This window comes from Priestia sp. TSO9 (assembly GCF_021029645.1).
Lineage (GTDB): Bacteria > Bacillota > Bacilli > Bacillales > Bacillaceae_H > Priestia > Priestia megaterium_E.
Window position 1 is genome coordinate 637,339 of sequence record NZ_JAJEKD010000009.1, and the last position, 13,739, is coordinate 651,077.

At 39.4% G+C, this 13,739-nt stretch carries 14 protein-coding genes and 1 riboswitch; of the genes, 11 read left to right on the forward strand and 3 right to left on the reverse strand.

The features are described from left to right. Positions 1 to 2: 2 nt before the first annotated feature. Positions 3 to 109: riboswitch (SAM riboswitch) on the forward strand. 79 nt (positions 110 to 188) lie between these two features. The 8 genes from mtnW to LJC66_RS05990 all read left to right on the forward strand — a co-directional run bounded on the left by mtnW (position 189) and on the right by LJC66_RS05990 (position 8,440). Next, positions 189 to 1,433 (forward strand): 2,3-diketo-5-methylthiopentyl-1-phosphate enolase, encoded by a 1,245-nt coding sequence (gene mtnW / locus LJC66_RS05955; RefSeq protein ID WP_230932043.1) that lies wholly within the window; start codon positions 189 to 191, stop codon positions 1,431 to 1,433. After that, a complete protein-coding gene (locus LJC66_RS05960; protein ID WP_230932044.1) occupies positions 1,430 to 2,095 on the forward strand; it encodes a 2-hydroxy-3-keto-5-methylthiopentenyl-1-phosphate phosphatase in 666 nt (221 codons plus the stop codon). The genes mtnW and LJC66_RS05960 overlap by 4 nt, the downstream gene beginning before the upstream one ends. Beyond that, the gene (locus LJC66_RS05965) at positions 2,092 to 2,730 is read left to right on the forward strand and encodes a methylthioribulose 1-phosphate dehydratase (RefSeq protein WP_028407891.1); all 639 of its coding nucleotides are present in this window, start codon (positions 2,092 to 2,094) and stop codon (positions 2,728 to 2,730) included. The genes LJC66_RS05960 and LJC66_RS05965 overlap by 4 nt, the downstream gene beginning before the upstream one ends. Before the next feature lie 15 nt (positions 2,731 to 2,745). After that, positions 2,746 to 3,261 (forward strand): 1,2-dihydroxy-3-keto-5-methylthiopentene dioxygenase, encoded by a 516-nt coding sequence (locus LJC66_RS05970; protein WP_013082223.1) that lies wholly within the window; start codon positions 2,746 to 2,748, stop codon positions 3,259 to 3,261. Between the two features lie 122 nt (positions 3,262 to 3,383). After that, on the forward strand, positions 3,384 to 4,460 hold the full coding sequence (locus LJC66_RS05975) for a sugar ABC transporter substrate-binding protein (protein WP_230932045.1): 1,077 nt from the start codon (positions 3,384 to 3,386) through the stop codon (positions 4,458 to 4,460). Positions 4,461 to 4,476: 16 nt separating this feature from the next. Beyond that, the gene (locus tag LJC66_RS05980) at positions 4,477 to 5,982 is read left to right on the forward strand and encodes a sugar ABC transporter ATP-binding protein (protein WP_230932046.1); all 1,506 of its coding nucleotides are present in this window, start codon (positions 4,477 to 4,479) and stop codon (positions 5,980 to 5,982) included. Next, entirely contained in the window at positions 5,979 to 7,013 is a 1,035-nt protein-coding gene (locus LJC66_RS05985) for an ABC transporter permease (RefSeq protein WP_230932047.1), read from the forward strand. The genes LJC66_RS05980 and LJC66_RS05985 overlap by 4 nt, the downstream gene beginning before the upstream one ends. An 86-nt stretch (positions 7,014 to 7,099) precedes the next feature. After that, positions 7,100 to 8,440, forward strand: a complete 1,341-nt coding sequence (locus LJC66_RS05990) for a CoA-disulfide reductase (protein ID WP_230932048.1) — start codon at positions 7,100 to 7,102, stop codon at positions 8,438 to 8,440. Positions 8,441 to 8,561: 121 nt separating this feature from the next. On the opposite strand, the gene LJC66_RS28010 is transcribed toward LJC66_RS05990, so the two are convergent. Then, a complete protein-coding gene (locus LJC66_RS28010) occupies positions 8,562 to 8,720 on the reverse strand; it encodes a hypothetical protein (protein WP_230932049.1) in 159 nt (52 codons plus the stop codon). 263 nt (positions 8,721 to 8,983) lie between these two features. On the opposite strand from LJC66_RS28010, the gene LJC66_RS06000 reads away from it, so the two are divergent. Continuing rightward, the gene (locus LJC66_RS06000; RefSeq protein WP_013082228.1) at positions 8,984 to 9,223 is read left to right on the forward strand and encodes an aspartyl-phosphate phosphatase Spo0E family protein; all 240 of its coding nucleotides are present in this window, start codon (positions 8,984 to 8,986) and stop codon (positions 9,221 to 9,223) included. Positions 9,224 to 9,287: 64 nt separating this feature from the next. On the opposite strand, the gene LJC66_RS06005 is transcribed toward LJC66_RS06000, so the two are convergent. Both LJC66_RS06005 and LJC66_RS06010 read right to left on the reverse strand, forming a co-directional pair. Beyond that, the gene (locus LJC66_RS06005) at positions 9,288 to 10,019 is read right to left on the reverse strand and encodes a ZIP family metal transporter (RefSeq protein ID WP_016763389.1); all 732 of its coding nucleotides are present in this window, start codon (positions 10,017 to 10,019) and stop codon (positions 9,288 to 9,290) included. A 156-nt stretch (positions 10,020 to 10,175) separates the two neighbouring features. Beyond that, positions 10,176 to 10,943, reverse strand: coding sequence for a DUF4931 domain-containing protein (locus LJC66_RS06010; RefSeq protein ID WP_028414160.1), 768 nt, complete (start codon positions 10,941 to 10,943; stop codon positions 10,176 to 10,178). Positions 10,944 to 11,142: 199 nt separating this feature from the next. Here LJC66_RS06010 and LJC66_RS06015 point away from each other — a divergent pair, with 199 nt between their 5' ends. Further along, positions 11,143 to 11,613 carry a MarR family winged helix-turn-helix transcriptional regulator gene (locus LJC66_RS06015; RefSeq protein WP_028407897.1) on the forward strand — a complete coding sequence of 157 codons (471 nt, stop codon included), beginning with the start codon at positions 11,143 to 11,145 and terminating at the stop codon, positions 11,611 to 11,613. Positions 11,614 to 11,783: 170 nt separating this feature from the next. Beyond that, entirely contained in the window at positions 11,784 to 13,478 is a 1,695-nt protein-coding gene (locus LJC66_RS06020) for a M3 family oligoendopeptidase (RefSeq protein ID WP_230932171.1), read from the forward strand. Positions 13,479 to 13,739 lie beyond the last annotated feature (261 nt).

Genomic DNA, 13,739 nt, shown 5'->3' on the forward strand with positions numbered 1-13,739 from the left:
CTTTCTTATTAAGAGTAGGTGGAGGGACTAGCCCGATGAAGCCCGGCAACCGACTTAACGCATGTTAAGCACGGTGCTAATTCTTGCAGCAGCAGCTGAGAGATAAGAAGAGCAACGAAAGCCTCTTCTTAATCACAGAAGAGGTTTTTTTATTAACGATATTAAACAGCAAGGGAGTTTTTAGCATAATGAGTGAAATCGTTGCAAGCTACTTACTACACGATAATAAAGGAAATTTTCATAAAAAAGCGGAAGGAATTGCTTTAGGACTAACCGTCGGCTCATGGACAGATCTGCCGCTTTTAGATCAACAGCAGCTTCAAAAGCATAAAGGGCGCGTCGTTTCCGTAACTGAGCTTCAAGATTGCGAACGTGTAAACGGATATTTAGGCGGAGAAATTAAGCAGGCAATTGTCAAAATTGCGTATCCAACTGCCAACTTTTCAAAAGATTTACCGGCTATTCTAGTTACGGTTTTCGGAAAACTATCACTTGATGGAAAAGTGAAATTATTAGACTTGGATTTTCCTGATGAATTATTAGCTCAATTCCCAGGCCCGCGCTTTGGAATAGAAGGTATCCGAGAGAAACTAAGCGTTTATGACCGTCCGCTTGTGATGAGTATTTTTAAAGGCGTGATTGGAAGAGATATGACGTACTTAACAACTCAGCTGCGTGAGCAAGCGCTTGGCGGAGTGGATTTGGTTAAAGACGACGAGATTTTGTTTGATAGTGAACGAACACCTTTTGAAGCTCGCGTTACAGAAGGGAAAAAAGTACTGAATGAAGTATACGAAAAAACGGGACACCGCACGCTGTATGCTGTTAATTTAACGGGTCGAACGTTTGAATTAAAAGAAAAAGCGAGAAAAGCAGCTGAGCTAGGAGCCGATGCTCTTTTATTCAATGTATTTGCTTACGGGTTAGACGTACTGCAGGCACTTCGAGAAGACGATGAAATTAACTTGCCGATTATGGCACACCCAGCTGTTAGCGGAGCGCTTACGCCATCAGAGTTTTACGGTTTTTCAAATTCATTACTGCTTGGAAAGCTATTGCGTTTAGCCGGAGCGGATTTCTCTCTGTTTCCATCACCATACGGAAGCGTAGCGCTTTCTCTTGAAGATACGACAGGCATTGCCTACGAATTAACGCGTCCTGTATACAAATATAAGCAGTCTTTCCCGGTTCCTTCAGCAGGAATTCATCCTGGAATGGTACCGCAGCTTGTGAAGGACTTTGGAATCGACAGCATTATTAATGCAGGAGGCGGAGTTCACGGTCATCCAGACGGAGCTATCGGAGGAGGAAAAGCATTCCGTACGGCGATAGATGCAGTACTCTCTCATCAAACATTAGCCGAAAAAGCTGAAGAATCAAAAGAGTTGCAAAAAGCTTTGCAACTATGGGGAACAGTAGAGGTGAAAGCATGACATCGTTAAAAATCTTTTGTGACTTTGATGGAACAATTACAAATAGCGATAACATTATTGCTATTATGAAACAATTTGCTCCTCCGGAGTGGGAAAGTATTAAAGACGACGTGTTGGCACAGCGTGTCTCCATTCAAGAAGGAGTAGGGCAAATGTTTGCCTTGCTCCCCGTGGAATTAAAAGAAGATATTATTTCTTATATTTTAGAGACGTCTGCTATTCGAGATGGATTTGATGATTTTATTGCCTATACAAAAGAGCACCATATTCCGCTTTATATTGTAAGCGGAGGAATTGACTTTTTTGTAAAACCACTTTTGGGAAATCGAGTTGCAGAGGAAATGCTCTACTGCAACGGATCTGATTTTTCCGGTGAGCATATTTCCATTACGTGGCCTCATACATGTGATAAACAGTGTACAAATGACTGCGGCTGCTGTAAGCCAACGATTATTCGCCATCTTTCAGATGAAAGAGATCATACGGTTGTTATTGGCGATTCCATTACGGATTTGCAGGCTGCCAAATTAGCTGATACGGTCATTGCACGTGACTTTTTAATCAAAAAATGTGAAGAGCTATCTCTACCGTATCGTCCTTTTTCTACTTTTTATGATGTGATTCGCCATTTACAAGAATTAACAGAAGAGGTGAAAGCATGAGTATTATGGCTCAGCAGCGATTACACGAGCTTGCGGATATAAAAGATGAGCTGGCAGAGCGCGATTGGTTCTTTGGTACAAGCGGAAACTTAGCAATTAAAGTGGACCAAAACCCGACAACTTTCTTTGTATCAGCAAGTGGAAAAGACAAACGAAAACGTACAAATGAAGATTTTTTATTAGTTGATCAATACGGAAAGCCTGCAGAAGACACGCATTTAAAGCCTTCTGCTGAAACGCTTCTGCACGTTAAGATTTACAATTTAACGAATGCTGGGTGCAGCCTTCATGTACATACAATCGACAACAACGTGATCTCTGAACTGTACGGAGATGAAGGCGTTATTTCATTCAAAGGTCAAGAAATTATTAAGGCGCTAGGTATTTGGGAAGAAGATGCGGAAATTACTGTTCCGATTATTCCGAATTACGCAGATATTCCGACACTAGCAGAAGAGTTTTCTCATCATATAAAAGGCGATCAAGGCGCGATTTTGATTCGTAACCACGGGATTACGGTATGGGGGAAAAATGCATTTGAAACAAAAAAAGCGCTAGAAGCCTATGAATTTCTATTTAGCTACCACGTCAAATTACTGTCACTTAAAGGCATTAAGCCAAAGGTGCATTTATAAAAGGAGGAAACAACAATGGCGCACATTCGCTTACATGTAAACAATAAAAGAATTGAAACTCAAGAGGAAGTATCAGCTTTTCTGGCAAACAATGAAGTTATTTATGAAAACTGGGACATTACAAAACTTCCAGAAAATCTTCGTGAAAAATATGATTTAACTGATGAAGAAAAAACAGAAATTTTAAACGCTTTTGGTGAGGATATTAAAGATATTTCTGAACGCCGCGGCTATAAAGCTCAAGATGTTATCTCGTTATCGGAATCTACACCAAATATTGATGAATTGTTAAAAAACTTTCAGCGCAAGCATATTCACACAGATGACGAAGTTCGCTTTATTGTAAGCGGTCATGGAATCTTTGTTATCCAAGGAAAAGACGGCGAATTTTTTGATGTTGAATTAGAGCCGGGCGATTTAATTTCAGTACCAGAAAATATTCTTCATTACTTTACACTAATGGAAGATCGTAAAGTAGTCGCTGTCCGAATTTTCGTGACAACTGAAGGATGGGTACCTATTTACGCATAACAATTACTTGTAAAGCATAGGTCATCATCACCCCGCTTTTACATCTAAAAGCGGGGTATTCTTTGGATTATTATAAAACTAACTATTTTTATATGAATAATAAGTTTAATGGGAGGAACATCATGAAAAAGAGTGAAAAAATGCTGTGGCCACTTACTTTGCTCGTGCTTCTAGTCTTTGCGCTGGCTGCCTGCACGAAAGAACAGCCAAGTCTAAACGAGAAAGCACAGGCAGCTCCAGCGCAGCAAGCGGCTTCTGCTAAACCTGTACAGCAAGAAGGAAAAAAGGTTACGAAAGATACAAAAATTGCGCTTATTTCTGAATTTACGTCAGGCACTCACGCTGCTCAGTACATAACAGGTGTGACAAAAGCGGCTAAAAAAGCAGGGGTACAGCTATCCGTTTCTGATTCAAACAATGATCAATCCAAAATGGCTGCTTATTTAGACACGGCTATTAACCAAAATGTTGACGGTATTATGATTGACCACGGCCGGGCTGAAACTCTTGAACCTGGCGTGAAACGTGCGATTGCAAAAGGAATTCCCGTTATTGCAACAGACGTAGAATTAAAAGTAGAAGGCGTTACAACAATTGACCAAGACGATTATATGCTTGCGCTGCAGGGTCTAAAACAAATGATGCAGGACATTAATGGAAAAGGAAACATTGTATATGCGTTTGTTGGAGGCTTTGCGCCGATGGAAAAGCGCGACAGTATTTATAAAATTATGATGAATCGCTACCCAGATGTAAAACAAATTGCTACGTTTGGAAGCGCAACGGACAACACCTCATTAGACACACAAAATAAGATGGCAGCTGTGTTGAAGCAGTATCCAAATAAAGGAGACATTGCGGCCGTTTGGGCACCTTGGGACGAATTTGCAAAAGGAGTAACAAGAGCGATTAAAGAAGCGGGACGAGACGAGATTAAAGTGTACGGAGTAGACTTATCTGATGAAGATCTGCAAATGATGCAGGCAAAAAACAGTCCGTGGAAAGCGTCAGCTGCTGTAAACCCAGCTTCAGTAGGAGAAAAGCAGGTTGATTTGCTTCTTAAAAAGATTTCTGGTCAAGAGATCCCTCGTTATTATTCCTTTGATCCGGTTTTAGTCAAACAAACAGATTTGCCTAATCAAACGATTAATATGGATCAGCTTAGTCAGTACGTAAAAGAATGGGGCAATAAAGAATAGAAATGGAGGGACAGATATGACGAACGAGCTTTCAATGAAGAACATTACAAAAAACTTTGGTTCTTTTCAAGCGCTGAACAAAGTTGATTTTACTGTTCAAAAAGGGGAAATCCATGCTTTATTGGGAGCCAATGGTGCCGGTAAAAGTACGCTGATGAAAATATTGTGCGGAGCTTACGATGAGTACGAAGGAAAAATATTCAAAAACGGAGAAGAGATCTCCATTTCTTCTCCTAAAGAAGCTAAGCGCCACGGCATCGGTATTGTACATCAAGAAGTAGATGTAGCGCTGATTCCTTCGCTGTCAGTAGCTGAAAACATTGTGTTAGACGTGCAGACTTCTAATAAAAGTAAGACATTTGTAAACTGGAAATCTATTTATAAGAAAGCGGAAGAAGCTCTTTCTTTACTTGGCTCTTCTCTATCCGTTAAAAAAAATGTCGTTGACCTAACTCTATCAGAAAAACAGCAGGTGCTTATTGCACGTGCAATTGTACAGAATGTTGATTATTTAATTTTGGATGAACCAACGGCACCTCTTAGTGTGGAAGAGACGAAACAATTGTTTTCTGTGATGAGAGAGCTGAAGAAAAGCGGAGTAGGCATTATTTACATTTCACATCGCCTTCAAGAAGTGGTGGATATTTGCGACCGTTTAACCGTTTTAAAAGACGGACGCTATGTAGCTACAAAAGAAACTTCACATACATCGATTGAAGACGTGATTACGCTCATGTTAGGAACGTCTTCTGTAAAACAGTGGGTCAAAAAATCAGTAGAAATTGGAAACGAACTTTTACATGTAGAAGCATTATCTCTTCCAGGGCGCCTTTCTACTATCTCTTTTCATGTAAAAGAAGGAGAAGTAGTCGGTATTGCAGGGCTTGTCGGAGCGGGGAAAACGGAGCTTTGCCGCAGTCTATTTGGTTTAGAGCAATATGTGAGCGGCAGCGTTCGGTTAAAAGGCAAGAAATTAAAGTTGAATAAGCAGCCGTATTATTATATTGCACAAGGTCTTTCTCTTGTTCCTGAAGAACGAAGAAAAGAAGGAATTTTTGTTCATGAATCGATTGCCGATAACTTAGTTTTGCCAAGTCTGTCCCGCTTTACAAATTATTCATTTCTAAAGCGAGGAAAGATCAAAGAAAAAGCGCAGAAAACGACTGGGCAAGTTGGCGTAAAGTCTCATTCTATCGAGCAGTCAGTTGGAACGTTAAGCGGTGGAAATCAGCAGAAAGTAGCAATCGGAAAATGGCTTGTTACGGACTCTAGCGTGCTGTTGTTTGATGAACCAACTAAAGGGGTCGATGTGGGCTCCAAACGAGAAATATTCGACTTAATTACAAATCTTGTGTCACAGCAAAAAGGCGTTGTTTATGCAACCTGTGAATTCGAGGAGCTGCTAGGGGTAGCGGATCGAATTTATGTTATGTACAACGGGAAAATCGTGAAAGAATTATCCAAAGAAGAAGCAACTAGTGAAAAATTATTTTATTATACAGCAGGAGGAGTAAAAGGATGAGTGCGGAGTATGTAACAGAACCTGTAGCGAAACCAAAGAGAAAAATAAGCGTTTTCGACTTTTTTTATAAATATGGGACAGTCTTAATGATTTTTGTTATTATGATTATTTTCTCCATTGCCACACCTAACTTTTTAACAGGAGAAAACATTAGTGATATCCTGCGCTCTATTTCCATTGTTACCTTAATAGCGCTTGGTGTAACGATATCGTTAACCGTCAACGGACTCGATTTATCTGTAGGGTCTACGGCTGGGTTAGCCACTATTTTATCAGCCTCTATGCTTGTTTTACACAGACAAGAAATTGCAGTCGCTATCATTGTTCCGATTATTGCATCGCTTCTTATCGGGTTAATAAATGCTTTTTTAGTAGTGAAAGTAAAGATTCCTGATATTTTAGCCACTCTTTCCATGATGTTCATCGTACAGGGGATTTTATTAACGTATACAAAAGGCTCAGCTATTTATACCAATATGCCTTTACCAAGCGGAGACAGAGCTCCGGGAATTTTTATTCCATCTTTCCTTGCACTGGGGCAAGGTCACTTACTAGGTATTCCTGTTCCTGTTATCATTATGCTGCTGACTGTGCTGCTTGTTCATATCATTTTTTCCTATACGAAGTTTGGGCGTTTTTTCTACGTAACAGGAGGGAACATAGAAGCAGCAAGACTTTCGGGCGTACCGGTTAATCGTTACCGTATGTATGCCTATATGTTTTCAGGTTTGCTTGCTGGAATTGGAGGAGTCGTTTTAGCTGCCCGTATTGGAGTAGGAGAAGTAAACGCGGGTTCACCATTTTTAATGGATGCCGTAGCTGCTACATACATTGGCTTTTCCGTATTTGGAGCAGGGAAACCGAATGTATTCGGGACGCTGATTGGCTCTATTTTAATTGGTGTGCTGTTAAATGGGTTAACGATGCTAAATGTTCCGTATTATATGCAAGACATTATTAAAGGAGCTGTATTAGCAGGAGCCTTGGCTTTAACATATTACCGCTCGAAACAAACATCTACGGCTGTGTAAACAGCCGTTTTTTTTCGTTTGAAATCGGGAAGAATAAGGAAAAACAATAGTATAGCTTATTATTTATGTAGAAAGAGGGAGTATAGATGAAACGTGTCGTCATTATAGGAGGAGTAGCCGCCGGAATGAGCGCAGCTTCACAGCTTCGCCGGATGAAAGAAAAAGAAGAAGTGGAAATCCTTGTGTTTGAAAAAGGTGGAGATATCTCTTACAGCGCATGTGGCATGCCTTATTATCTGTCAGGAGTTGTAAAAGAAAAAGACGATTTGATTGCTCGGACGAAACAAGAATTTGAAGAGCGAAACATCTCCGTCCATCTTTTCCAAGAAGTTAAAGAAGTAAATCATACAAAAAAATACATAGTAGTGCAAGATGTAAAGACGTCAACGGAAAAAGAGATAACATATGATGAACTCATCATTGCAACTGGAACAACGGCTGTTAAACCCAATTTTATGAGGGATCACATGCCGAATGTATGCACATTAAAGTCATTAGAAGACAGCGAAAGAATCTATACATATCTACAGGCTCACTCCGTAGAGAAAGTCACCATTATCGGCGGAGGATATGTCGGAATGGAAGTAGCTGAAGCAATGAAGGCTTTGGGAAAAGAAGTACGGGTTATTGAACAGGGAAAGCAGATTCTATCTATTTTAGATCAAGAAATGGCAGAGCATTTACAAAAGCAGCTAGATGACGATATTTTATTTCATTTCGAAGAAGAAGTGGAAGCATTGCTGCATTCAGATGGTTCCGTCACTCACGTTCAAACAAACCGTCAAACGTATCAAACAGATTTAGTGATTGTAAATGTAGGAGTTCATCCGAATACGCAATTCTTAGAAAGAAACGGACTAAGGATGCTTGAAAATGGAGCTATTTTAGTAAATGAGAAGTTGGAAACCAACGTGCCACATATCTACGCAGCAGGAGATTGTGCAACGAGCCATCACCGCGTATTAAAAAAAGATGTTCATATTGCTCTTGGAACCATTGCCAATAAGCAGGGAAGGGTTCTTGGTTACCGATTAGGGGGAGAAAGTCGAGAATTTCCCGGTGTTATAGGTACAAGTATTGTCAAAGTGATGGACTATGAAATCGGAAAAACCGGCATTTCAGAAAGAGAAGCAAGAGAAAATTCTCTTTTATATAAAGCCATCACGGCCGAGGCTCCGAGTCATGCTTCTTACTATCCAGGAGCTGAAAAGATTGTGATAAAACTTGTTTATCATCCTGAAACAAAAGAGATTTTGGGGGTTCAAATGATTGGGAAAGAAGGAGTATCAAAACGAATCGATGTATTTGCGACAGCTATTACTTGCCGCCTCACAACAGATGAAATAACCATGCTAGATCTTTCGTACGCTCCTCCTTTTGCTACGGTATGGGATGCTGTACAAATTGCTGCTCAGAAAGCTGAATAAAAAAGAGGCTGGGACAAAAGTAGTTGAGTCCAAGTAAAAAACGAACCATTCATCAACCTGTTTGATGAGTGGTTCGTTTTTTTTTGTGATGGTGCACATCGTTTTATTTGTTTCGTTCCTTCTAGCAGTTGATTGGAGGGCAAGGCGAAGGCTCCTGAGGGAAAAGCGGAACAGGTGAGACCCCGCAGGAGCGCAAGCGACGAGGAGGCTCAGCGGCCGCCCGCGGAAAGCGAAGCCTTGCACGGAAATCAATTGCGGTGTCATAAGCAGTCCAGCTCATGTATCTCATTTGTTCGTCTTTCGATTAGATTTATTTCGTTATGTTTCAATCTTTTTTCGATTCGACAAGCAGCATCTTTTGTCGAAAAACAAGTTGTAAAAAAAAGATAAATGGTATTCCTATAGTAATGTAAGCGTTTGTAAATTCCGACAAAATAATTTTTTTGCAAAAAAAATGTCTATTATTGCGACTCTATTTACATATTTAGTAGAATTTGTAATAATGCGTTATAAGCTAATTTCTTTGTCATAGGAGAGGATTTTGTGTTTGGAGTGAGAAATAGAACGAAATCAGAGAGATTATTAGTAGAAATCGTCCAAAAAAGACAAAAGATGGTGCAGCTCGGAGAAGAAAAAGGTTTGACTAATGAAGAAACCGTTACCTGTAGTCAAGAGCTTGATCAGCTCTTACTCGTTTATCAAAAGCAGCGTTTAAAAGAAGAGGAAGAAAAGACATCGTTTGCCACACTGATTAGCCGCTTTTTATCTTTTTCAAAGCTGTAATGCAGGACAAGCATTCGGGATCGGGCAGTAAAACAATTATGCTGCCCGTGGCCTCTCTTCACCTTTAAAAAATGTTAATTAAAAAGATCATAAACAAAATACCAAAAATAAACGAATAAGTAGCAAATCTTTCGTTTCCATCGCCGTGACTTTCCGGAATCAACTCTTTATAAATAATAAAAAGCATGGCTCCAGCAGCAAAAGCTAATCCATATGAAACGAGAGAATCAACAAAATTAGTTAAATAAAACCCGAGTAAAGATGTTACAATCTCAACGGAGCCTGTAAGGGTAGCAATTAAAAATGCTTTTATTTTACTGATATTTTGCTGAGCTAAAAATAGCGCGACCAACAGTCCTTCAGGTGCATTTTGAAGACCGATTGCAAGGGCGATTAAGTTCCCTGTATTTTCAACATTTGAAGCGTAGCTAACACCAACAGACAATCCTTCAGGAAGGTTGTGCAAAGTAATAGCGGAAACAATTAAAAGTGCTTTTTCATCAAATTGAATGCCGGTTTTAGAATGCTCAAGGTCAATGTGAGGAATATTCTGCTCCAAGAGTGTTAATGTTACAACTCCAAGCAGTAAGCCAATTGCTAAGGAAAAAAATCCGCCGCTTTGAAGAGATTCTGGAATCAAGCTCATAGTAGAAGCAGCTGTCATAATACCTGCAGTGAGCGCAAGAAGTATATCTTTCCAGCGATGAGTGAGTTCTTGATTCAAAAACAGAATAGGCAAAGCGCCTACTCCAGTCGATAGCGCAGAAAGAATGCTTCCAATTAGTACCTCAGTCATAAACCGTCTCCTTTTCCGTATTCTTCTTTTTATCCTCAATTCACATCGTTCTTTTAGTGTATGTTTTTTTGTTTTCTATGAGCATGACTATTTTAAAAATGAATAGCTTTATGCAATAACCTTACAAAAAAGTTGAACCAGTGAAGGTTCAACTTTTTAGGTAAAGTACAGCTCCTGAACTTGGTTAGCAATGTGCTCAAGCTTATTGGAAACTTGAGGAATGCCATATCCTACATACAAAGGAGATGTGGCAAAGCGAGGAATGATTTTCGCCGCAATTTTGCCGTTTTTAAGGTTATAAAAAAATAAGTTATAGCTCGTGCAGCTACGATGAAAATGATTTAATAAATAGTGAGCAGCCGTTTGAAGATAATCTGCAAATGTGTGCAGCTCTTTGTCAAGCTGATCCGTTATCACGTTAAATTCAAAAAAGCCCATTCTAGGTTTTACAGATAAATTAAATGTGACATGTTCATTTTTTGCAATTGTGACTCCTTCAAACTGCTCTAGCTTAACATTTTCATTGACATCCATCTCATTTAAACCAATAATTTGCATATGAGGATGCCGTAACGACCCCCCAGACATAGGTCCATGGTTTTTGAAGAAAAGAACAGAAGCATATTCACCGCTGTTCATCATCGATATCCATCGTTCAGTAGCAAAGCTCAGCAAGGTGTACAGATGTTCTTTTGGATAAATAGACAGTTCTGAAGAACACTCATCGGTCTCAATAATAACCGTCTGATAAGCATCTTGCAGAACGGGAAATTTATTTTTTAGCCAAATGATAGGTCCTTGTTTTTCAATAATGCCAGTAAGAGATTCTACGTCGCAAAAGGGACAGGGGTTTTGCCGGTTAACGATTGTTTCAGGCTTTTGTGAACCAATCGCGGAATTAAATAATAAATGGGTTGGTTTCATAATCATTCACCTTTTTATGTAATGGTCATATGTTTATTGTATTAAAAGCATATGTATAAATCCACTTATATACATTTTTTATCAAAAAAATTGTACAAGCGGAGAGAATAACCGATGAAATAAGTCTGCTTTGATTGACTTTGAAGGGAAATTTTAGTATTATCTTGATATCAAGATAATATTAAAGGAACTGATTAAAATGACGAATGATGTAACTAGAGAAGAGTTAGACCAATCTCTTAAATTATTTATTGTACTATCTCGTGCCAATCGTTCAATTAATGATCATGTGCATAAATTTATTCAACAGCATGGAATGAATCCAACCGAATTTGCTGTCCTAGAGTTATTGTATCACAAAGGTCAACAGCCTCTGCAGCAAATTGGCGGAAAAATTTTACTCGCAAGCGGCAGTATTACGTATGTAGTAGACAAGCTTGAGAAAAAAGGCTTCTTAGAGCGCGTTGCTTGTCCGAACGATCGCCGTGTAACCTACGCAGCGATCACTCAGCAAGGCAAGGAAATGATTGAAAGTATGTTTCCGAGTCATGAAAAAAGAATTCATGATATTTTATCCGTCCTGTCTAGCGAAGAAAAGGAAGTTGCTATTTCGATGCTTAAGAAACTGGGGCACTATGCAGATGAATTTTTACCGGAATCGACTAATTAATTAAAGAAAGCTCGTTTGTTTCTGTTAAACAAACGAGTTTTTTCTATGACTTCTTTCATAACCCATCGACATAAAAAATAAAAAGTGACAAAAAATTGAAATTAACAGGAATACAGCTGGATAAAAACGAATTAGGTTACATACAGACAATAGAGGAAGGGGTACAAATGATGAAATTTGAGAATTATACATATACGCGACCTGATATGAATGAAATTGAAAAGCAGTTTGAAAAGGCCATTACACACTTTACGGAAGCAGCGTCAGTCAGTCAGCAAAACGAGGCAATTCGTCTAGCAAATGATGCGTATTCCCAGTACAGCACAATGGGGAACATCTGCTATATTCGTCATTCTATCGACACAGCGAATGAATTTTATAAAGAAGAACAAGACTATTTTGACGAAACACAGCCGCTTTTAGAAGGATATGTAGAGAAATTTTACAAAGCGTTAATCTCTTCGCCTTTTAAAGAGAAACTAGAAGAAAAGTGGGGCAAGCAGCTGTTTTCTCTTGCTGAAATGCAGTTAAAAACGTTCTCTCCTGAAATAGTAAAAGAGCTGCAGGAAGAAAATAAGCTATCGTCTCAATATACGAAACTAGTGGCGTCAGCTAAAATTTTATTTGAAGGAGAAGAAAGAACGTTAGCTCAGCTCGATCCGTTTATGGAGTCACCTGATCGAGAAATGAGAAAAAAAGCAGCAGAAGCGAAGTTTCAATTTTTTACCGATCATGAAGAGGAATTTGATGATATTTACGACAAACTTGTAAAAGTGCGGACCAAGCTTGCTGAAAAATTAGGCTATAAAAATTTCGTAGAAGTGGGCTATGCTCGTATGTCTAGAATAGGCTACGATGCTGAAATGGTTGCCGCTTTTCGCAAACAAGTAAAAGAGTATATTGTTCCCCTTACTGAAAAACTAAAAAAGCGTCAGCAGGAAAGAATTCAAGTAGAGAGCTTAACTTATTATGATGAACCGTTTCAGTTTGAAACAGGAAACGCAGTGCCAAAAGGTGATGAAAAGTGGATTATTGAAAATGGACGGATTATGTATAAGGAGCTTTCTAAAGAGACGGACGAATTTTTTTCCTTTATGCTTGAAAATAATTTGATGGATTTAGTCGCTAAAAAGGGCAAAGCAGGCGGAGGCTACTGTACGTTTATTGAAGAATACAAAGCGCCGTTTATTTTTTCGAATTTTAATGGAACATCAGGCGATATTGATGTGTTAACGCATGAAGCAGGGCATGCTTTTCAAGTGTATTCCAGCCGAGATATGGAAACCAATGAGTATCACTGGCCTACGCATGAAGGAGCTGAAATTCATTCGATGAGCATGGAGTATTTTACATGGCCTTGGATGGAGTTGTTCTTTAAAGAAGACAAAGATAAATACCAGTTTTCTCATTTAAGCTCAGGATTAACTTTCTTGCCTTACGGAGTAGCGGTAGACGAATTTCAGCATGCTGTATACGAACGCCCTGAGATGACGCCTTCGGAACGAAAACAAACGTGGCGAGAAATTGAAAAGAAATATATGCCTTCTAAAAACTATGACGGCCATCATTATCTAGAAAGCGGGGGCTTCTGGCAGCGCCAGCTTCATATTTACACGTCTCCGTTTTATTATATTGATTACACGCTCGCTCAAATTTGTGCATTTCAATTTTGGAAAAAAGATCGAGAAAACCAGGAACAAGCATGGCAAGATTACGTTCATTTGTGTAAGCTTGGCGGAAGTAAGCCGTTTTTAGAATTAGTAGAGGAAGCGAATTTGATCTCTCCATTCGAAGAGGGCTGCGTGCAGTCTGTAGTAGATGAAATTGAAAACTATTTAAATAGTATTGACGATAAAAAGCTATAAAAAAAGAGATTGAGACACAACAAAATCAATCCAATCTAAAGACGAACAAATGGGATAAACAACCTAGTATGAATCGCTTGTTGCACCGCCGTTGATTTCCGTGCAAGGCTTCGCTTTCCGCGGGCGGGCGGTGAGCCTCCTCAGCGCTTATGCTCCTGCGGGGTCTCACCTATTCCGCTTTTCCCGCAGGAGTCTTCGCCTTGCCCTTCAATCAACAGCTAGAAGCGCCTAGATTAAATCTACGTTCACCCTCATAATAAA